General features: G+C 43.0%; 25 protein-coding genes. 18 read left to right on the forward strand and 7 right to left on the reverse strand.

Going from position 1 to position 20,897, the window contains the following annotated elements:
- Positions 1 to 5: 5 nt before the first annotated feature.
- The 5 genes from XBJ1_RS18660 to radC all read right to left on the reverse strand — a co-directional run bounded on the left by XBJ1_RS18660 (position 6) and on the right by radC (position 3,254).
- Positions 6 to 416, reverse strand: coding sequence for a glycosyltransferase family 9 protein (locus tag XBJ1_RS18660; protein WP_012990592.1), 411 nt, complete (start codon positions 414 to 416; stop codon positions 6 to 8).
- Between the two features lie 204 nt (positions 417 to 620).
- A complete protein-coding gene (locus XBJ1_RS18665) occupies positions 621 to 1,736 on the reverse strand; it encodes a glycosyltransferase family 4 protein (protein WP_012990593.1) in 1,116 nt (371 codons plus the stop codon).
- A 162-nt stretch (positions 1,737 to 1,898) separates the two neighbouring features.
- Positions 1,899 to 2,066, reverse strand: a complete 168-nt coding sequence (rpmG, locus tag XBJ1_RS18670) for a 50S ribosomal protein L33 (protein WP_012990594.1) — start codon at positions 2,064 to 2,066, stop codon at positions 1,899 to 1,901.
- An 11-nt stretch (positions 2,067 to 2,077) separates the two neighbouring features.
- Positions 2,078 to 2,314, reverse strand: coding sequence for a 50S ribosomal protein L28 (gene rpmB, locus XBJ1_RS18675; protein WP_012990595.1), 237 nt, complete (start codon positions 2,312 to 2,314; stop codon positions 2,078 to 2,080).
- A gap of 247 nt (positions 2,315 to 2,561) precedes the next feature.
- On the reverse strand, positions 2,562 to 3,254 hold the full coding sequence (gene radC / locus XBJ1_RS18680; RefSeq protein WP_012990597.1) for a RadC family protein: 693 nt from the start codon (positions 3,252 to 3,254) through the stop codon (positions 2,562 to 2,564).
- Positions 3,255 to 3,459: 205 nt separating this feature from the next.
- On the opposite strand from radC, the gene coaBC reads away from it, so the two are divergent.
- The 3 genes from coaBC to slmA all read left to right on the forward strand — a co-directional run bounded on the left by coaBC (position 3,460) and on the right by slmA (position 5,837).
- Complete coding sequence (gene coaBC / locus XBJ1_RS18685) at positions 3,460 to 4,689, forward strand: bifunctional phosphopantothenoylcysteine decarboxylase/phosphopantothenate--cysteine ligase CoaBC (protein ID WP_012990598.1); 1,230 nt, start codon at positions 3,460 to 3,462, stop codon at positions 4,687 to 4,689.
- A complete protein-coding gene (gene dut / locus XBJ1_RS18690) occupies positions 4,667 to 5,125 on the forward strand; it encodes a dUTP diphosphatase (protein ID WP_012990599.1) in 459 nt (152 codons plus the stop codon). Before coaBC ends, dut begins: the two co-directional genes overlap by 23 nt.
- Positions 5,126 to 5,237: 112 nt before the next feature.
- Positions 5,238 to 5,837, forward strand: coding sequence for a nucleoid occlusion factor SlmA (gene slmA / locus XBJ1_RS18695; protein ID WP_012990600.1), 600 nt, complete (start codon positions 5,238 to 5,240; stop codon positions 5,835 to 5,837).
- Between the two features lie 225 nt (positions 5,838 to 6,062).
- Here slmA and pyrE read toward each other — a convergent pair whose 3' ends face one another.
- Complete coding sequence (pyrE, locus tag XBJ1_RS18700) at positions 6,063 to 6,704, reverse strand: orotate phosphoribosyltransferase (RefSeq protein ID WP_012990601.1); 642 nt, start codon at positions 6,702 to 6,704, stop codon at positions 6,063 to 6,065.
- Between the two features lie 88 nt (positions 6,705 to 6,792).
- The gene (gene rph / locus XBJ1_RS18705) at positions 6,793 to 7,521 is read right to left on the reverse strand and encodes a ribonuclease PH (RefSeq protein ID WP_012990602.1); all 729 of its coding nucleotides are present in this window, start codon (positions 7,519 to 7,521) and stop codon (positions 6,793 to 6,795) included.
- A 125-nt stretch (positions 7,522 to 7,646) separates the two neighbouring features.
- On the opposite strand from rph, the gene XBJ1_RS18710 reads away from it, so the two are divergent.
- The 15 genes from XBJ1_RS18710 (at position 7,647) to dinD (ending at position 20,850) form a co-directional block, all read left to right on the forward strand.
- Positions 7,647 to 8,510, forward strand: coding sequence for a YicC/YloC family endoribonuclease (locus tag XBJ1_RS18710; protein ID WP_012990603.1), 864 nt, complete (start codon positions 7,647 to 7,649; stop codon positions 8,508 to 8,510).
- Positions 8,511 to 8,698: 188 nt separating this feature from the next.
- The gene (locus XBJ1_RS18715; RefSeq protein WP_041573284.1) at positions 8,699 to 9,970 is read left to right on the forward strand and encodes a tyrosine-type recombinase/integrase; all 1,272 of its coding nucleotides are present in this window, start codon (positions 8,699 to 8,701) and stop codon (positions 9,968 to 9,970) included.
- Positions 9,967 to 10,704 (forward strand): hypothetical protein, encoded by a 738-nt coding sequence (locus XBJ1_RS18720; RefSeq protein ID WP_012990605.1) that lies wholly within the window; start codon positions 9,967 to 9,969, stop codon positions 10,702 to 10,704. Before XBJ1_RS18715 ends, XBJ1_RS18720 begins: the two co-directional genes overlap by 4 nt.
- 405 nt (positions 10,705 to 11,109) lie before the next feature.
- Positions 11,110 to 11,352 carry a helix-turn-helix transcriptional regulator gene (locus XBJ1_RS18725; RefSeq protein WP_012990606.1) on the forward strand — a complete coding sequence of 81 codons (243 nt, stop codon included), beginning with the start codon at positions 11,110 to 11,112 and terminating at the stop codon, positions 11,350 to 11,352.
- Positions 11,353 to 11,486: 134 nt separating this feature from the next.
- Complete coding sequence (locus tag XBJ1_RS18730) at positions 11,487 to 12,326, forward strand: hypothetical protein (protein ID WP_012990607.1); 840 nt, start codon at positions 11,487 to 11,489, stop codon at positions 12,324 to 12,326.
- A gap of 20 nt (positions 12,327 to 12,346) precedes the next feature.
- Positions 12,347 to 13,366 carry a P2 family phage major capsid protein gene (locus XBJ1_RS18735; protein WP_012990608.1) on the forward strand — a complete coding sequence of 340 codons (1,020 nt, stop codon included), beginning with the start codon at positions 12,347 to 12,349 and terminating at the stop codon, positions 13,364 to 13,366.
- A complete protein-coding gene (locus tag XBJ1_RS18740; RefSeq protein WP_012990609.1) occupies positions 13,363 to 13,884 on the forward strand; it encodes a GPO family capsid scaffolding protein in 522 nt (173 codons plus the stop codon). Before XBJ1_RS18735 ends, XBJ1_RS18740 begins: the two co-directional genes overlap by 4 nt.
- A gap of 71 nt (positions 13,885 to 13,955) precedes the next feature.
- Positions 13,956 to 14,468: a host cell division inhibitor Icd-like protein gene (locus XBJ1_RS18745; RefSeq protein ID WP_038199639.1), complete on the forward strand. Its 513-nt coding sequence runs from the start codon at positions 13,956 to 13,958 to the stop codon at positions 14,466 to 14,468.
- A gap of 2 nt (positions 14,469 to 14,470) precedes the next feature.
- The gene (locus XBJ1_RS18750; RefSeq protein WP_012990611.1) at positions 14,471 to 14,689 is read left to right on the forward strand and encodes a hypothetical protein; all 219 of its coding nucleotides are present in this window, start codon (positions 14,471 to 14,473) and stop codon (positions 14,687 to 14,689) included.
- Entirely contained in the window at positions 14,689 to 17,403 is a 2,715-nt protein-coding gene (locus tag XBJ1_RS18755; RefSeq protein ID WP_012990612.1) for a DUF927 domain-containing protein, read from the forward strand. The genes XBJ1_RS18750 and XBJ1_RS18755 overlap by 1 nt, the downstream gene beginning before the upstream one ends.
- A 291-nt stretch (positions 17,404 to 17,694) precedes the next feature.
- Positions 17,695 to 17,907 (forward strand): ogr/Delta-like zinc finger family protein, encoded by a 213-nt coding sequence (locus tag XBJ1_RS23090; protein ID WP_012990613.1) that lies wholly within the window; start codon positions 17,695 to 17,697, stop codon positions 17,905 to 17,907.
- 612 nt (positions 17,908 to 18,519) lie between these two features.
- The gene (locus XBJ1_RS18760) at positions 18,520 to 18,741 is read left to right on the forward strand and encodes a type II toxin-antitoxin system Phd/YefM family antitoxin (RefSeq protein ID WP_012990615.1); all 222 of its coding nucleotides are present in this window, start codon (positions 18,520 to 18,522) and stop codon (positions 18,739 to 18,741) included.
- On the forward strand, positions 18,738 to 19,136 hold the full coding sequence (locus XBJ1_RS18765; RefSeq protein WP_010847655.1) for a type II toxin-antitoxin system death-on-curing family toxin: 399 nt from the start codon (positions 18,738 to 18,740) through the stop codon (positions 19,134 to 19,136). The genes XBJ1_RS18760 and XBJ1_RS18765 overlap by 4 nt, the downstream gene beginning before the upstream one ends.
- A 497-nt stretch (positions 19,137 to 19,633) precedes the next feature.
- On the forward strand, positions 19,634 to 19,798 hold the full coding sequence (locus tag XBJ1_RS21835; RefSeq protein ID WP_012990616.1) for a hypothetical protein: 165 nt from the start codon (positions 19,634 to 19,636) through the stop codon (positions 19,796 to 19,798).
- A gap of 227 nt (positions 19,799 to 20,025) precedes the next feature.
- Positions 20,026 to 20,850 carry a DNA damage-inducible protein D gene (gene dinD, locus XBJ1_RS18775; RefSeq protein ID WP_012990617.1) on the forward strand — a complete coding sequence of 275 codons (825 nt, stop codon included), beginning with the start codon at positions 20,026 to 20,028 and terminating at the stop codon, positions 20,848 to 20,850.
- The last annotated feature ends 47 nt before the right edge of the window (positions 20,851 to 20,897 follow it).

A 20,897-nucleotide genomic window follows, 5' to 3' on the forward strand; every position in this document is an offset into this window, starting at 1 on the left:
ATCCTTCATGTATTTTCCAACAAGTTCTGAACGGAAACCCAGACTTGTTCAACCGATATTGCTGACATTTCATCTTGGCGAGTCGCCTGTTGATAATCTATCGGATGTTCAATCACCGCCAATTTTGGATGTTGCTGAGGAGCAAGAAAACGGCCAGGATGAAAACTATGGTATACTAAGGCAAAATCATAACGTCGACGGGAAAACCATCCCCTCCATTTTGCCTGTCCCTTTGAAAAAGCGGTTATTGAATGAATTTCACTAATATTCTCAAGGATCTCTTTCGTTTTTTTATGTGCCAATACATCAATATTCGCTTCAGGCCATCGTAATTTCAACGCCCGGATCACTGGCGTTATAAGCAAAGTGTCACCAAAACGGGCAATAATAATAACCAGAATATTTTTAGGCTGCATAATGACAAGTATAAAATTATTAAACCGATAATTGGAATTAGAGCACTATACATCAAAGCTATTCAATACTCTATTAACTGACAGATAGTTTTCATGCTCCCCAAAACAATAAAAGAAACACTATTTCAAATGATTAAGAAAAAAATAACCACTTTATAATCAGATGAAAACAGACACTATTACGGATAGATGGTCAAAATGGAACTATTTACGCTCCATACTACCGTAAAAGATAAACTCCATTTTTTCTAACATATTATCCATGCTAAATAAATCGGCAGCCCGTTCCAATGAGGCGTTCCCCATCTGCAAACGCAACTCAGCACTTTTCATTAAAACATCTAACCTTTCAGTTAACTGTTCAACACATCTTGGCTCGATAATATAACCCGTATCACCATCAATAACGGCCTCAGTGATTGCGCCCACCGAAGTAGATACTACGGGCAAACCACAGGCCATTGCCTGCATAATGCCTTGTGGCACACCTTCATTGCCAAACGAAGGTAGTGCAAAGACATCCATCGCATTCAGACAATCAGGCACATCTTGTCGGTTACCGAGAAAAATGACACTCTCCGACAGCCCTTCCTGTTTAGCCTGGGGTTCCAGATTTTTTCGCTGAGGACCATCCCCCACAAACAGTAATTGCCAGTCGGGATAACACGAGTGCAATATTTTCCAACTATCAAGCAAGTAACGGTGCCCTTTCCAGGTTCTCATCGTAGCGACAATACCCAGGGTCGGTTTATCCGCTATACCAATACGCTGACGACAAAGTTGCTTATTTTCGGGATGAAAACGCGTCAGATCGATTCCCGTCGGCACAGAGGTCATGTGAGGTAATGGGTAACCATTATTCGTATGCAGATATTGGCGTAACTTCTCCCCTGTTGTCACAATATGCTGACAGGATTTCAAATACAGCCAGCGAGTCGCCACAGATGTGGATACGTTAGTGGAAACATGGCGGGTTCGGACTATCGGTGGCATACCTTGCAATGTGGCACATGCCGCAGCCACTAACCAAGAATCAGTAGAGCTATGAGTATTGATGACATCAAATTGACGGCCTTCGGCTTTTAGCCAGCGGCGCATCGCCCGCAAGCAGGGAAGGCGTTTTTTTTCAATCGGCAGTGCAACAACAGGTACACCATACGAATGGGCTTCATGATAAATCGTTGACGCTGGGCAACAAACAATAACAACCTGATGACCGCGTTGTATCATGCCCTGAGATTCCGTCAGGATGCGGATCTCTTGCCCCCCCCAACCACACGATGATTCAGTGTGTAAGATATTCAAGGTTTTTTTAGTCATTTTTCAGAATCACGCCTGACGGTTCAAACATTAAAAAGGCGTTAGTATAGCGGAACGAGATGTTACGTCCATGCATAACCTGTTTTTAACCAAGCTATCCAAACATTCTGGCAGGTATAAAAAAACCCAGCATACGCTGGGTTTTTTCTCAATCCACTAAAATTATTTAATTTTAGCTTCTTTATACACCACATACTGGCGAATAACTGGATCAAATTTTCTCAGTTCCAGTTTTTCAGGCATGGTGCGCTTGTTCTTCGTAGTGGTATAGAAGTGACCAGTACCAGCAGAAGAAACCAGCTTAATTTTATCGCGAATACCTTTAGCCATTTTTCAGCTCCTTAGTATTTCTCACCACGGGCACGCAGTTCTGCCAGAACTACATCGATACCCTTTTTGTCAATCACACGCATACCTTTAGCAGTTACACGCAGAGTTACAAAACGTTTCTCAGACTCAACCCAGAAACGGTGAGAATGCAGGTTAGGCAGAAAACGACGCTTAGTCGCATTTAATGCATGGGAGCGGTTGTTACCACTCACCGGGCGCTTGCCAGTAACTTGGCAGACTCGGGACATGTCTATTCTCCAAAAATCAAATCAGCTCGAGCTTTATATTGGGTATGACCGCCTCGTCAGGCTTAGGAGCCCATCTCAGCACATTTTCATCACTGAAAAGACTCACATTATCTCAATAAAAAAACTTACTGAGATAGGCTCTTCTCGCCAAACCCAAGATCCTCAAAGGTGGCGTAGTATACGCCCTCATTCGCTGATGCTCAAGTCCCGAACAACTAAGATCTGATCGGATCGCAAAAAAACCAGACTAAATCCAACCTCTTTCCACAAATGAGACGCAATGTTGCTTCCCAATCACGATATGATCCAAAACCTTAACGCCAACCAACTCACAAGCATCAATAATTTTTTCTGTCACCAATTTATCTGCCAGACTGGGTTCTGGATTACCGGAGGGGTGGTTATGAGCAAGAATAATCGATGCAGCATTCACTTTAACCGCCTGTTTCACGATTTCACGCGGATGCACTTCAACTTTGTTTATCGTTCCCTTAAACATTTCATCATGACAGATGACTTTATTCTGATTCGTCAAAAACAGCACCACAAAGACTTCACGATCCTGCCAGGACAATAAATCCTGCAAATAATTTTGTGTCGCGACTGGGCTACTCATCACATCTTCATGGATAAATTGACTGGAGAAAAAACGTTTTGCCAGTTCAGATACCGCCTGCAACTGGACATATTTGCATAGCCCCATCCCTTTATGTGAACAAAAATCGGCATAATCCGCAGAGAGCAGGTGATAAAGTGAACCAAATGATTTCAGTAGATGTTCCGCCATTTGCACGACAGGAATCCCTCGGGTTCCCGTACGCAAAAATATAGCCAACAACTCGGCATCCGTCAGGGAAACGGCGCCATAAGCCAGCAATTTCTCCCGAGGAGCAAGATTTGAATGCAATTCATCGCTTATTTCCATCACCGTAACATCCATATATTCCCCCTCATTCCCTTTCGCCCAGTGGCTTCACGCCGCCAATATCCCATGATGAAAAAAGCATCGCCAGCCCCATTTTCATGGCTTGCGTAGCGCTTCGCAAACTTGTCATTTTTTGGCACCTGAATAAGGCAGGTTCTCAACTTAATATTTTCTTATGGTAGAATCTTAGGTAATTGTAACTTACATGTGGACAATCAGAATGGCAGGATTTTCCAGCAAACAGCTTTCTGGTAAACATATCGTGCTCGGTATCAGCGGGGGGATCGCCGCTTATAAGACAGCCGAGCTGGTACGCCGTTTACGTGATCGCGGTGCCGAAGTACGCGTCGCCATGACGCCAGCAGCAGAAGCTTTTATTACGCCACTGACCTTGCAGGCCGTATCGGGTCATCCTGTCTCCGATGACCTTTTGGATCCTGCCGCTGAAGCGGCAATGGGGCATATTGAACTGGCTAAGTGGGCTGATTTGATTATTCTCGCTCCGGCCACAGCCGATCTGCTCGCTCGTTTAACCGCAGGTATGGCAAATGATTTGGTTACCACGATTTGTTTGGCATCAGCAGCCCCCATTGCTGTTGCTCCAGCGATGAATCAGCAGATGTATCGTGCGCAGGCAACCCAACATAACCTGAATGTACTCAAAGAGCGTGGCGTGCTGATTTGGGGGCCTGATGAGGGAAGCCAGGCATGCGGTGACGTCGGCCCGGGAAGAATGCTTGAACCCATGGCGATGGTCGAACTGGCAACACAACATTTCAACACCGATCAGGATTTCTCCGGTCTTTGCATCACCATTACCGCAGGGCCAACTCATGAAGCTTTAGATCCTGTCCGCTTTATCACCAATCACAGTTCCGGCAAAATGGGATTTTCCATCGCACAGGCAGCAGCGGAACGCGGTGCTGACGTCACATTGATTGCAGGTCCCGTCAATTTACCGACACCACCGGGTGTCAAACGTATCGACGTAACCAGTGCGCTGGAAATGCATGAGTACGTTCAGGTAACCGCAGCTTCACAGCATATTTTCATCGGCTGTGCCGCCGTAGCGGACTATCGTTTCAAACAAATAGCGACGGAGAAAATCAAGAAACAGGGTGATGAGGTCACATTTACACTGGTGAAAAATCCTGACATTGTAGCAAGTGTTGCCACGATGGAAATAAATCGTCCATTTGTCGTTGGATTTGCAGCCGAAACCCAGAATGTGGAAGAATACGCCCGCAGAAAACTCAAGCAGAAGTCTCTGGACTTGATTTGCGCAAATAATGTATCTCTGGCCGAACATGGCTTCAACAGTGATACCAACGCATTACATCTATTCTGGCATGATGGCAGCGTTAATTTACCTCACAGTAGTAAATTACAGCTCGGCCACTGTTTATTAGACGAGATACTCAAACGCTATGACGAAAAAAATCGACGTTAAAATCCTTGATCCCCGCATTGGACAAGAATTTCCCTTACCGACTTATGCTACACCTGGTTCTGCGGGTTTAGATTTACGTGCTTGTCTGGATAATGCAGTAGAACTGGCTCCAGGCCAGACTGAACTCCTGCCAACAGGGATCGCCATCCATATCGCAGACGAACAATTGGCAGCGGTTATTCTTCCCCGCTCCGGGCTGGGTCACAAACACGGTGTGGTTCTGGGCAATCTGGTGGGGCTTATCGACTCCGATTATCAGGGACAGCTGATGGTTTCAGTTTGGAACCGTGGTGATAAGATGTTCATCATTGAACCCGGTGAGCGCATTGCCCAAATGGTTTTTGTGCCCGTTGTACAGGCCGAATTTAACTTGGTTGAAGATTTTGAAACCAGCAAACGCGGCAGTGGTGGTTTTGGTCATTCCGGTCGTCAATAACTTTCCATAAAGCCTGATACCGTCAACCGATTTTCATATTTTTTGCCCATGATCGTGGTGGGCAAAAAATAGCTGGATTTGTTTTGCTGTTTTAGCAGGGGTCTTATCAGACATGGCAGAAAAAGAACGTACAAAAAAGAAAAATAGACGTGAGGAAATCTTACAGACACTGGCACATATGCTTGAATCCAGTGATGGCAGTCAGCGCATTACCACAGCAAAACTCGCCGCAAATGTTGGGGTTTCTGAAGCAGCACTTTATCGTCATTTTCCAAGCAAAACCCGGATGTTTGATAGCCTGATTGAGTTTATTGAAGACACTTTGATTTCGCGTATCAATCTGATTCTGCAAGATGAAAAAGACACCATTACCCGCATTCGGTTAATCCTCATCCTGCTTTTGGGATTTGCGGAAAAGAACCCCGGATTGACCCGTATCATGACAGGTCATGCCCTGATGTTCGAACAAGACAGACTACAAAACCGCATTAACCAACTATTTGAACGTATTGAAGCGCAGCTCCGCCAAATTTTAAAAGAGAAAAAAATACGTGATGGACAGGGATTCAATTATGACGAGGCCGTACTGGCATCGCAGCTACTGGCGTTTTGTGAAGGAATGCTTTCCCGTTTTGTTCGTTCTGAATTCCGCTATCGCCCGACCCAAGAGTTTGAAATACGCTGGCCATTGATATTAACTCAACTGCAATAACTGAGCCTGCACCGTGAAATTCCCTCTTTCATGCTGAGAATGATAACGTGCGGTTTTTTCGTTGAATTGTGTTAATATGCATCTTCTCGTTGAGTTTACTATAAAGTAACTCAGTAATGGCATCGTTACCGTATTACATGCGGGGTGTCATTTCTACTACTCACCCCGCCCGGCCATTGGGCGAGGGTTTTTTTTATCTCTCAGCCGTTTTTACCCAGCGGGCAATCAGATACCGTATTCTCTGCGATAGGCTTCCACCGCCGCCAAATAAGGCTGCATATCTGGATTTTCACGTAGATATCTAATCAAGTCATTCAAAGTAATGATGGAAAAAACTTTGCAGTGATAGTCACGCTCAACTTCCTGAATAGCTGAAAGCGTCTCCTGCCCGCGTTCTTGACGATCCAAACACAAAATAACACCAGACAACGTTGCACCGTGTTGTTTGATAATTTCCATCGACTCGCGGATAGCTGTTCCTGCTGTAATCACATCATCAACAACAACAACATTACCTTGTAGTGGGCTACCGACCAGTGATCCGCCTTCACCATGATCTTTAGCTTCCTTACGGTTAAAGCAATAAGGCATATCGATGTCATGACGTTCTGCCAACGCGACTGCCGTTGTGGTTGCAATCGGAATACCTTTATAAGCGGGCCCAAACAGCAGATCACACGAAATACCGCTATCCAACAGTGCTGCTGCATAGAAACGACCAATCAATGCCACATCACGCCCAGTATTAAACAGCCCTGCATTGAAAAAATAGGGACTCTTGCGGCCGGATTTCAGCGTAAATTCGCCAAATTTCAGCACCTGCTTTTTCAGTGCCAGCTCAATAAATTCGCGTTGATAGGCTTTCATTGGAATTTTTCCTCTTTGATTTCTTGTCATACTTATCGCCATTTTGCAGGCATAAAAAAGGCGACTATTCAGCCGCCTGATTAATTTATTATTTCAACGCATCTCGCTGCGCTGCAAAAATCGTTTCTAACCCCTCTTTAGCGAGGGAAAGCAATGAGAGCAATTCATCATGGCTGAACGGTTCACCTTCTGCCGTGCCTTGCACTTCAATCATCCGGCCGTCATCCATCATGACGATATTCATATCAGTTTCAGCCGCCGAGTCTTCAACATATTCCAGATCACAAAGACCTTCACCCTCAACAATCCCGACAGACACTGCCGCTACCATTGATTTCATCGGGCTTTTTTTCAGCTTGCCATCAGCAACCAACTTGTTCAGTGCATCCACCAGTGCCACACACGCGCCAGAGATGGCCGCAGTCCGCGTACCGCCATCGGCCTGAATCACATCGCAATCCAGCGTAATGGTATATTCACCCAATTTTTTCAAATCTACTGCGGCACGCAGTGAACGTGCAATCAGACGCTGGATTTCCATTGTGCGGCCAGTCTGCTTTCCTCTGGCGGCTTCGCGGGCATTCCGGCTATTGGTTGCTCGTGGCAACATGCCATATTCAGCCGTGATCCAACCTTGCCCCTGACCTTTCAGGAAACGAGGAATTCCTTCTTCAACGGAGGCATTACATAACACTTTGGTATCCCCGAACTCCACCAGAACCGAGCCTTCCGCGTGTTTGGTGTAATGACGGGTCATTTTAATAGGACGCACCTGCCCTGCCGTTCTTCCTGCTGGACGCTTTCCTACTGGACTCATAGTGTTCTCTCCGCTGTTAAAACATTATTGGGGGCGCATTATACGACCTAACACGGCGAATGCCTATCCTGCATCTACGCGGAGAGTTATAATCCGCTCATCATTCTATAAATTGGAAACGAATTATGATCCGTAGCATGACCGCTTTTGCGCGGCGAGATATCAAGGCCGATTGGGGAAACGCAGCATGGGAACTGCGCTCCGTCAACCAACGTTACCTGGAAACCTACATTCGCCTGCCTGAGCAATTCAGAAGCCTTGAGCCAGTCATCCGCGAACGTATTCGTTCCCGCCTGACTCGCGGCAAAGTAGAGTGTAACTTGCGTTTTGATCTGGATACCCGTACTCAGGGAACCTTGATGCTGAATGAAAATCTGGCAAAACAGCTGGTTGAGGCAGCAAACTGGGTTAAACAGCAAAGCAATCAAGGCGAAATCAATCCAGTAGATATCCTGCGCTGGCCGGGCGTGATGTCCGCCGAAGAACAGGATTTAGACACCATCAGCATACAATTGCTGGCAGAGCTTGATCTGGCTCTTGATGCCTTTATCCAGAGCCGTGAAACAGAAGGTCAGGCACTTAAGACGCTGATTGAGCAGCGTTTGGATGCAGTGACGGAAGAAGCCAGCAAAATCCGCCAGCAAATGCCAGAAATCTTACAATGGCAGCGTGAGCGCTTACAGACCAAACTGGAAGAAGCACAGATTCAGTTGGAAAATAACCGTCTTGAGCAGGAGCTGATTCTAATGGCACAGCGCATTGATGTGGCAGAAGAACTGGATCGTCTGGATGCTCATGTAAAAGAGACACGTAATATTCTGAAGAAGAAAGAAGCCGTTGGCCGTCGGCTGGATTTTATGATGCAGGAATTTAACCGCGAGTCGAATACACTGGCGTCGAAGTCAATTAATGCGGATGTGACAAATTCAGCGATTGAATTAAAAGTGCTGATTGAGCAGATGCGCGAGCAAATTCAAAATATCGAATAGCATTTCATAACATACCAGAACATATCACAAAGCCAGCATACACCTTGTTGTATCTGGCTTTTTTGTTATCAGAGCATTGCAGAGTGAATCACAGTAGCGCATGATTAGGGTGTACCCAAAGGTGTACCCAAAGCACATTTAGAAAACCATTTTGGGTACACCCCCTATTTTTCATTGGAGATTGCACAATGCCTAAACTCACCAATAAAGAGATCAGGGCGTGGATAAAGTCAGGCAAAAGGTTCGAGGGGAAAGCGGACGGTAACGGGCTATATTTACGTTTTAGAGAGGCTGACCGAATTCCATCATGGCGTTTCAGATATAAATTGGCTGGAAAGTCTAGAACCATGAATTTAGGAACGTATGCTGACCTATCGCTAGCCAAAGCGCGAGAGCTTACCCGTGAGTTATCCGCACGTGTTTCGCTGGGCTATGACGTTGCTGGCGAAAAGCAAGAACGTAAAGCCGAAGCACTGGCAAAAATTGAGGCTGAAAAGAACGCTATCAAAGTATCAGACTTAGCGGCTGAGTATTTTGAACGTCAGATACTGCCACGCTGGAAGCACCCCGACATACTCCGCAGACGCATAGACAAAGACATTAACCCTCGCATTGGTCATATGAAGTTGGAGGATGTAAGACCCCGCCACATTGATGAAATGCTCAAGAGCATTGTAGACAGGGGCGCACCCACTATGGCGACCGATGTTCTACGGTGGCTAAGGCGCATGTTTGATTATGCCATTAAGCGGCAGATGATAGAGATTAACCCGTGTTCGGCATTTGAGGTTGCGGACGCTGGCGGGAAAGAAGTATCACGCGATAGATGGCTAACCAGAGAAGAACTGATCATTCTACTGAGAACGTTCAGAACGTCTTCAATCAGCCGCCAGAATGAAATCAGTTTTAAGATACTGCTTGCTCTATGCTTGAGAAAAATGGAGCTATGCGGCGCACGTTGGGAAGAATTCAACTTTAAAAAGGCAGTCTGGCACTTTCCGGCAGAACGTAGCAAAAACGGTGATGCGGTAGATATCCCACTGTGCCCACAGGTTATAGAGTGGTTTATGGAATTAAAGGCTATGGCTTGCGGTAGTCAATATGTTCTACCAGCCAGAAAAATGCAGCATCGCATGATCCCACATATTCAGGAATCTACCTTACCCGTTGCGCTCGCCAAAGTAAGACGGGAATTACCTGTTGATATGCCTAACTTCACTATCCACGACTTTAGACGAACTGCCAGAACCCACTTAGCCGCGTTAGGTGTAGATCCCTTTGTAGCCGAACGTTGCCTAAATCACCGTATAAAAGGCGTTGAGGGCATCTATAACAGGCATGATTACTTTGATGAGCGTAAAGCCGCACTAGCTCAATGGTGTGATTTGCTGGTAGCGCTGGAAAAAGGCGAAGACTACAACGTTACTCCAATAAAACAAATTAAACGGAAATTTTTATGAAGAAGCCACCTGAGATTGATAGATTTAAGTTATTTTCATTCCAAGGACGTGCAACACCCAATGCTGTAGCTCTTTCACTTCTTGGTATTAACCCTTATGCAGCAGTTAAAGATATACCGGAGGAATATTCAGAAAATGTTAATATGCTAAGAAGTGCTATTGTGAATAATGTAAACGCTGTCAATCCGTTACAGGACACAAAAACAAACTCAGCGGTTGATTCTGATATCGTATTTGGTGCTGCATATCCGTACGTGTGCCTTTTAGAAGAATTTATACCAGAGATCATTAAATCAAGAATAGAACAAGCTCTAAACAATATATATACAAAGTATAAAAATGATGAGTGGAAAACATACATTCACGCCCTTGGTGGACAAGAATTAGTTCAAAAGATAGCGATGCAGAATAAAAAAGGTCAGGGACAATATCGCAAAAATGATGAGCAAAAAGGAACTTACAAACTGATTGGGCTACTTGTACTACTACTGCAAGAAAAAACTATAAATGGCTGTCAACCATCAAACAATTACGGCTCAATAGGTAAGCCTAACAAGAAAAGAATTTATGAAGATATCAAAGAATTAGTTGATGGAATGAACAAAGACTTGTTAGCTGACGGAATTAACAAAGACTTTTTAGGTGGTGTTGGATCCTCCACATTCTATGACAAACTAAGAGATGCTGATTACTACTTAAACGAGAGCGATGAACAATTGGTTCATAACCAATAGGCCACTAAATCCCCATAAACCTATCCATGAATATTATTGCTTACAAAGTAAGCAGCAATGACGAGCAGTAATGAACAATGATGGGCAATGATGGGCAATGATGGGCAATGTTACTCATGGTATTGACACGGTTTTATATGGTGTTACATGATTACTAACCCCACCTACCACACAAATAACATAACGCACTGATATAATTAAAATAATTATCAGGTATTCGATTTTTATTCTAATCTTTAAAATTCATCACTAACCTTATTTTTTAATGGATTAAAATAGTTTCAATGGATTTTATGATTGTTTCAATGGATTCCATTCTTGGTGGAAATCGTGTTTTTTAAGCCCTAGAATGCTCCTAACACGTCACAACAGAGATAGGCATAACATAGGGAGGCCAGAAGCAGCATGGTGAAGCAGAAAAACCCACGCATGAAAAATACAAGCCCATACCCTGAAATCGGTAATGCACGTAAACGCCATACCGCAGACTTTCTGGGTATATCTGATTCAACGTTACACCGTTGGATTAAAGATAAAAAGATACCGCAGCCTTTTGAATTAGAGGATGGTTTTTTTGTCTTTGATGCAGCAGAAATACGTAAATGGGTAGAAAATAAAAAATCACGAAGAGAATCTATAGTTATATAAATTTATTTATAACTTTATTGATTTATCTTTATGATAAATTAAATCTTATCCAACATAACTAACAAACCCAAAAACATCAATAAATAGGTGTTGAATTTTTACGCCCATATATAACCATAAAAAGGACACAGGTTATGAATGAAGTATCATTCTATAAAGATGAAAATCTATCATATATCTTTAACTACAAGTTCATACCGTTTGAAGAGAACGGTAAAGATACTGGGTTTATGATTCGAACTATTGAATTATATAAACTGGCAAAGATGAAAGATTCAATAAAAAAATTCACTGAACTCACAGGGTTTAACTTTGATAATCTGATCCCCTCTGTAGAGGAAATAAAACTTCTTATTAAGAGAGGACGAAGTGTTGTATCAAATTATTCAAAGCTTCCTGAAAAAGAGGATGCCGAGCTGAAAAGTATGGTTGACATATTAAGCAATGCTCAAAGCGGTAAAATAAAAAATCCTAACAGCTATTCTATCAGTAACCGAGCTTGGATTACAGATATGCACCACGCAGTAGAAAGGAAAGAAGACTCTATTAAGCGTGAGAGAGGTAAACTGGAGAAAGTGAATGGTCTCTATGGTTTACTATATCCGGTTATTGAATGGTTATTTTCTGAAAAAATAATGGGGTTTAAAAAAGAACTATTAGAATCTATCCCCAGAGAAACAGTGAATTTAAATGCTTTACTATCCGGAATGGATTGGGAACATAGTCGCGCATGTAAACTAATTATATCAGCGACGGATGAGTTAGAACGTTGTATTAATAAAATCATTAGTCAATGTGTTACTCCAAAAGATAAATATACGTTAAATCATACTCCCGTTTATCAAAGTGATTACTATAAATTATATTACAGAAAAGAAAGTCATCATTTAAAGCATGTGTTAACCGCTGATGAATACGTTAATACCATGGTTAATGCTAAAAATAGAACTAAAGATAAATTGAGCTATATGTAATTTAAAAAAAGGAAATTATTATGTATATTACCGCCATTCCAGATGCGGCCAGAACTTTTCATGCCAATTTTACCCGTGGGGCTGAATACACCTCTAGCAATAGTAATACTTTTGCTATTTCTCCTCCCTCTGAAAATTTATTACGCGTTGCTATTTCAGATTCAAGTTGGTTTTTAAATAAATTGACGCTAGCGGATGTGAGCCAAGAAAACGGCGATACGGTTAATTTAGGAGATAATACCCTCCATACGGGAAGAGTTATTGACGGCCGATTCCATAAACGTGTCAACATGGAAGGTGCTCCTTATGCTTTAGAAGAAACAGATACCTGCGCTGCAATTTCTTATGAACAAATGTCACTCATTGCCAACAGTGGCAGTGGGGATGATGAACACTTTACTAAAATTATGTCTGACTTGTTTTCTAAAACGGTTTCGTTAGACATGATCAGAATCGGCTTTAATGGTGAATTCTGTGCCTATCCGACTCAACCCGATATCTATAAACGCGGGCAAGATGTTAATAGGGGCTGGCACGCAATAGCGAAAGAATTTAATCAGGGTTCACAAGTGATCACCGATAAAATTTCCTTAGGCAAGAATGGGGATTTCCCTAATTTAGATGCTATTGCAAATTATCTTATCATCAAGAAAATCCCTGAAGAGTTCCGCGAAGATCCTCGCTTAGTGGTCTTGGTCGGTTCAGAACTGGCGGCACTCTATCGAGAGAAATTATTTAGTGCTTCGGATAAGGCGGCAGATATTCAAGCCAGCCAACTGGCACTCAGTACCATTGCGGGACGCTTTGCGCTCATTCCACCGTTTATGCCAGGTCGTCGATTGGTTGTGACTACATTAGATAATTTGCATATCTATACGCAAAAAAATACCCGGCGTTTCCGCGCGGAATTTGTCGATGAAAGACAGGTGTATGAACACAGTTATTTGCGTAACGAAGGTTACGGCTTAGGGGATGGCAACCTTTATGCCGCAGTTGATGAAAATGCGATCCACATTGAAGAAGGGGTATTTTCGCTATGAGTGAATCGCAGTTAATGACCACTTGGATTTGTGTTGCAACAGAGGGACAAACCATTGATAGACGTGTTATCGAAGCGCAATGGCTGAATGAAATAGCAGAAACCTACGATCCCAATTATTACACCGCACTGATCTGGGAAGAGCATAACCGCAATCTCGATAATTTAGGGGAGGTACTCGCAGCCCGAACCGATGTCATTGATGGAAAAGCACGGCTCTATTTGCGATTAAGACCGAATCTAAAGCTCATGGAATATAACAGACAGGGGCAAAAATTATTTTGCTCTATCGAGGTTCAAGAGGATTTCCAAGGGGAGGGTATTTTTTATTTGGGTGGTCTTGCCGTTACAGACAGCCCTGCGAGTGTTGGAACAGACAGATTAAAATTCAGTATTAACCGTTCTCACTTTTCCCGAAAGAAAAGTAAGTTTTCGATTAGTTCACCGGTAGTATTTAACCTTTCGGATGGACTCAAGAATACGAAAAATCGTTGGTTTACAGCAATCTCCGCAGGTTAACTCTTTTGCCCAGTTTAGGCTGGGCTGTTTTCTCATCCCTATCAACTTCGTAGTTTAAGCCGATTTTAATCATGAAAATAAAAAGGTTGCATCCGTCTGAACGGTTGGGCTATATTGGAAACACGTTAGCAAAATCTAACGTCAGGCGTGGAAACCTGAGAATAGTAAAGGCGACAGTAGACGCCACATGCGTCTTTTTTTGTGTCGTAAATAATGCCTATCTAATGGCGGCCTACGCCTATCTGAATTCAATGGTGGCGTTGTCGGAGCACCCGAAAGGGTGGCTGGTTTCCTTTACTACCAGTATTTCCACCTCTGATAACGTCACCGCCCCTATTGAGCGTGGAAACTCTGGCGGTGATCACTTTTACAAAGTAAAGGAGATCATCTTTATGATGACAGTCCCTACCCAAACTCAATTTAAATTTATATTCCTGTGCGTAAAACGTTCTGATACTACCGCTAAACCATTCCGTATAGAGGCTACAGCGCTAGATGAACACAACGCAAGAATACTGCTTGTTCATGATTTTGTTCTCTTGTTTGCAGGGCGTTTACCTGTGCAGCCAAAGAGAGAGAATTGATCATGACAAATACAATCCATAAAAATGCCGTCATTTCTGCTACAGGCGAAAAGCAGCTATTAAGAGTGGCGCAGATGACGGCATTTCTCGCCGAATTATTAAATAACAGCGAAGGGAAGCCTATTTCAAGCGAAGGCATGGCAGTCGTCATGGAGTGTTTATCAGAACAAGTTGAACTCATTATTGAGGAAAGCAGCCTAATGAACAGGGATATTAAATAATGAATAATCAAAACTATCCAGACGCTTCAACGATACCAACAAGCATACCTTCCGTGACGGATATCGTTAAGGCAGCCAACGGGCGTTGGTATTATATTTTAAGCAATTTAGGGGTATCTGTACCCGAAAATAACAAGCATGGAGCTTGCCCTAAATGTGGTGGCAAAGATCGCTTTCGATTTGATGATAAAAACGGTAAAGGAACGTGGTTTTGTAATCACTGTGGCAGCGGTGACGGACTCGATTTAATTAAACTGGTGACAGGTCAAGATATTAAAACGACGTGTTTCGAAATCAATAAAATACTCCTCTTACCTGAGTTTAAAAAAATAACGCCAACCAGAATAAAAAAGGCTAGCGCACAAAAAGGTATCGAGCTATTTGAAAAACTGAAAGCCTTATGTCTTTCAGGCGAAAGCCAATATCTCTCAAACAAAGGCTTAACCAATCATCAATATTTAATTACGCAGCAACAATATACGCAAGGTGGGATTATTTTTCCAACTGGATCACTTTTATTGCCATTAGTTGATAACCAAGTTTCAATTAAAGGCGGGCAATTAATCAGCCCGAAAGGGGAAAAGAGCCTGTTATCCGGTTCTGTGCTTTCAGGTTCATTTATTGTCGTCGCTGATAAGACGGATAAAAACATTGAACAGGTGGTGATTACAGAAGGTTTTGCCACAGGGTTAAGCCTGTCAAAAGTGATTGATGCTTTCATTGTGGCGGCGGTTGCTGCCACTAATCTGGTTAAAGTCGCACAACAGTTGAGAGAACGATGGCCACAGGCAAAAATTATTATTGCCGGTGATAACGATTTTATTGATGGCAAGGAAAACACGGGCAAGTTATGGGCAGAAAAAGCGGCTAAGGCGGTCGATGGTTGGGTAACTCTGCCACCTACTCACTATAAAGCGGATTGGGATGATTACCGACAAGAAAACAGTGACAACAAGGTAAAAGAGGCTTTCTTTGAAGAAATGATCTACTGCGGAAAAGATAAAGCCTATTTACCTCAAGGTTTTCGACTCACTCAAGAATATTTATGGTATGACAAGCTTGTCAATAAATCGGATGGTGATACCGAAGTCAGGAACATCAAAATTAGTAGCCCGATAAAAGTGACTGCAATTACCTGTGATGCTGACAGCAGTAATTACGGACGTTTATTAGAATGGGAAGATACTTACGGTAATTGCCGTAAGTGGGCTATGCCGATGGAAATGTTAAGCGGAAGCGGTGAAGAATTACGCCGAGTGCTTTTGGTGAACGGGCTATCCTATATCAATACTTCAGGGCAGGCACGGGCGCACTTGATGGAATACATATCACTGTGTCGACCAGAGAAAAAGGTTACTTGTGTCAATAAAACTGGGTGGCACGGTAATGTGTATGTTTTACAAGATGAAGTTGTCGGTTCAGGTGCGGATTCCGTTATTTTGCAAACCTCCAGTGTCCAAGGCAAAGATTTTAGAGTGTCGGGCACAAGTGAAGAATGGAGAGAACACATAGGCAAATATTGCACAGGAAACGCAAGACTCGCCTTTTCCGTGAGTTTAGCCTTTGCCTCATCATTACTGAAATTAGTTGGTGTAGGTGGCGGTGGCTATCACTTAAAAGGTGAATCCACGGATGGTAAGACAACCACAATGAAAGTGGCTGCGTCTGTCTGTGGTGGAACAGATTACTGGTATACATGGCGAGCCACTGGCAATGCGCTTGAAGGTACAGCCTGCCGCCGCAATGATGCAACATTGATGCTAGACGAAATCAGAGAAGTTGACGGGCGTGAGGCGGGTAATATTGCCTATATGCTGGCAAATGGTCAGGGTAAGGCCAGAGCGAAAACAGACGGAAGTGTCAGAGAAACCAACCGCTGGAATTTACTTTTCTTATCAACAGGGGAACTCTCTTTAGTTGAACATGCGGCGAATGCGGGCGAACGCACTTATGCAGGTGTGGAAGTGCGTATGATCCAAATTCCGAGTGATTCAGGTAAACACGGTGTGTTTGAAGACTTACACCAGTTTGCCAGCGGTAAATCACTGGCTGAGTACCTTGAACAGGCCGTGACTAAATATCATGGCTCACCGTTCCGCGATTGGCTGAAATACCTCACTCATGATCTGACATCTATCTCAGGAACGGCTAAAGCCTTATTGAAAGAATATACCGCAAACATGATGCCAGAGAATGCAGGTAATCAGGTTGGTCGCGCAATTACCCGTTTTGCCCTTGTTGCTATGGCGGGGGAAATCGCAACACGAGCAGGAATTACAGGTTGGCAACAAGGGGAAGCGTATGCAGCGGCTGAAAAATGTTTAGCGGCATGGATGAAAGAGCGGGGACACACCGCGAATCAGGAAGATATTACGGCATTGGAGCAAGTGACCGATTTTATTTCACGTAACCAATTCAGCCGCTTTGCGGATTGGTACGATGAGAATAGTCGCCCTCTCAATATGATGGGCTTTCGTCGCGTTGAAAAAGGCACTGCAAATCAAGATCCAACTGTTCAATTTTATGTTTTATCCTCCGCATGGAAAGAGATATGCAAGGGCTTTGATTCGCGCAAAGTAGCCCGTTTGTGTGTTGAAAAGGGTTGGTTAGAAGCAGGCAAGGACGGCAGGATACAAACGAGTATACGCCTACCAGAAATAGGGCTTAAACGGGTTTACTTATTTAATAGTGACGTCTTAGGTTCTGCCGAATAATCAGGATAAAACTGACTGTCTTATATTTAATGTGTAACAGTGGTAACACTGGTAACAACCAGTTATATCAAGGCTTACCACTGTTACCAGTCAATTTTGGGGAGTGGCAACAACTGGTAACAAAAATAGGCTGTTACCACTTGTTACCAGTTCGTTTTTTGGAGTGGTAACACATTAATCTCTTTTAAATCAACGCTGTTACCAGTGTTGCCAGTGTTACTACTGAAAATGGAAAGGTAGTTATTTAACTGGCTTTATTCTGGCAGGCAATTGATGTGAGGATTATCAACAATGAAAGTATTAAAAGTATATTGCCCAGAGTGTGACGGACAGGCAACAATCAAAAAAATCAAAACGCAAGAATTGAATAACATACCGGAAATTTATTGTTGTTGTAATGATGTTGAATGTGGTCATACATACGCTTTAACCCTAAGTTTTTCACATTCGATACGTCCTAGTAAGTTGGTACAAGATTCACGTAATCATGTATTGAAATTGTAGCAATCTGAGAAATAGCATCAATAATTTTATGGGAAGAATTATCAGATGCAGAACGCGAAATTTCACACAATTTCAGTTTACATTTCCTCCTACCCTGCATAGAGACTGACTTTTAGTTTTTATGTTGGGTTTCCTACCAAGTAAAAATCTCACGTAAAATAGAAAAAGTATTTTATTTCAATGAAATACAATTTATCACCCAGAATGTAAACGAATAGAAAACTGAAATTTGCTGAAATTCTTTTCACTCATTTCAGTTTGAGATTTTTCTCACACAGCGAGTACTGGCACGGTCTGGCGATTTGGTTTGTAGAATTTTAAAACTGAAAAAACTTTTTGATCCAAAACGTGCAGGCGGGTGCGGTGTAGTGCGTTTTACGTCGGGTTTACGTTTATTTCGTGGGGATTACGTGGCGTAGGCGTGATGTAGTGACGTGAACCAAATGAATCCATCTAGACCGCAAAATTTTATCTGCGTAGCTTAGCGTGCGATTGGTTGCGTTATATGAAGATGTAAAAGTCACCGTTAAAGGTGAGCCGTGCCGAGATCTGAGTTGTTGAATAATCACCCAAGAAATGTACAATTAATATGTACAGATTTGGAGGAATATTATGCGTACATACACCTCAACTCAAGCCCGTGCCAACATCGCGGAAGTGTTGGACACAGCGGCTCACGGTGAACCTGTTGAAATCACTCGTCGAGACGGTAGTTCAGCGGTCGTTATCAGTAGAGCTGAATTCGATGCTTGGCAAAACGCTAAGCTGGATGCAGAGTTCGATTCGATTATGCAACGTCATGGGCATACGATAGAGGCACTGACAAATCGATGATATGGGTCAGCGCACAGGAAGTTATCGCTTTTCATGACCGAATATTACAACGGCTTCCCGGCGTTGCCGGAATGCCCGATTCTGGTAGAGCTGAAGCGCTCATCTATCGGGTACAAAACCGTACACACTATGAAGGCATAACAGATATTTTTGAACTTGCAGCGACCTATTGGGCTGCTATCGCTCGTGGTCATATTTTCAATGATGGTAATAAGCGCACAGCGTTTTTCGTTACCATGACTTTTCTCTATCGTAATGGTATCAAGATCCGTGATAACGACAATACATTGGAAAACTTAACAGTAGATGCCGCTACGGGCGAGAAAACCGTTGACCAGTTGGCGCAGCACCTGCGCGAATTGGTGGACTATACTAACCCGAGCTGTAATCCATGATAACAGCACGTTTTTTTGAGGATGCAAGGAACATCTCAATTTAGCGTGTACCCAAGGGTGTACCCCTAGAAAATATTGAATATCACCAATCCAGTAATGACAAGGCCTTACTCCCCATACTCAATGAATAAATTCAATCGAATAGCATTTCATAACATACCAGAACATATCACAAAGCCAGAATACACCTTGTTGTATCTGGCTTTTTTACTATCAGAGCATTGCAGAACGAATCACAGTAGCGCATGACTATCGTGTACCACTAGGGTGTACCCCTAACTATCACAGAACCTATTTAGGGGTACACGGCTATTTTTTATTGGAGATTGCACAATGCCTAAAATCACAGATAAAGAGATCAGGGCATGGATAAAATCCGGCGAAAGGCGAAGTTACAGAACGAACCGGAAGCACTGTCAAAATTCACCGGTAAGTATATGGAATAACACGATCCGTCATGGGAGTTCCTCGATGATGAAGAAAAAGCCCTGAAAGCCATGACATTTGCTGTTAATAACAATGATGCCAACGGCTACCGTGAAGCCAAAGATCACGCTATCAAGGCACTGAAAAAAATGGTTGAGCCGATGACGGAAGCTGAAATACAGGCCTTGATAGAGCGCACACGGCAGACCATGAACGAAAGCAATCTACACGATTGATATATCCCATTCATGTCTGATAAGAGGTGTAATTCAATCATTGAGAAGTGAAGGGTTCGTTCCTAGCTTATAGTTACCAATACCATATCAATATTGAGCTTGGCAAAAGGATAAGGAGTTTACGGAAAGGGTTATTCTTGGATGGCATAACAGTATTTGAATTACACTAAAGGTAAGCTATCCGTATTATCAATCTATACCACTAACAAATATGAGAGGTTCGATACATGGAGCAACACCACCAGCCATTTGAAAAAATAAAAAGAATTGATGAATCTGGTATCGAATTCTGGTCGGCTAGAGAGCTTTCTAAGCTTCTTGAATATTCAGAGTACCGTCACTTCACGCCTGTTTTAGAACGAGCTAAAGAAGCCTGCTCCCATAGCGGACACAATATTGAAAACCATTTCGAGGATGTCCTCGATATGGTCAATATTGGCTCAGGTGCACAAAGAAAATTAAAGGATATAATACTGTCTCGCTATGCCTGCTATCTCGTTGTACAAAATGGAGATCCTAGCAAGCCAGTGATAGCGGCAGGGCAGACATATTTTGCGATTCAAACTAGACGGCAAGAGCTAGCAGATGATGCGACATTTAAAAGACTACGAGAAGATGAAAAACGGCTATTCCTGCGCAATGAGCTAAAAGAGCATAACAAGCAGCTAGTTGAAACAGCCCAGCGAGCAGGCGTAGAAACAAATATTGATTTTGCCATTTTCCAAAATCACGGCTACCAAGGTTTATACGGCGGACTAGACCAAAAAGCAATCCACCAGCGAAAAGGCTTAAAAAAATCACAACGAATATTAGATCACATGGGGTCAACAGAGCTTGCTGCTAACTTGTTTAGAGCAACCCAAGCCGAGGAAAAACTGAGACGAGATAACGTAAAAAGCAAAACACAAGCAAACCAGACTCATTTTGACGTTGGAAGAAAAGTAAGAGATACGATCCAAGAGTTGGGCGGAACAATGCCAGAGGATTTACCATCACCCGAGAAAAGCATCAAACAATTAGAAACGATAGCAAAGAAAAAACTCAAAAAGTAATCACATCGCTAATATGTGACTTTCATGATTGAATACATTTCAATCAT

Source organism: Xenorhabdus bovienii SS-2004, assembly GCF_000027225.1.
GTDB lineage: Bacteria > Pseudomonadota > Gammaproteobacteria > Enterobacterales > Enterobacteriaceae > Xenorhabdus > Xenorhabdus bovienii_C.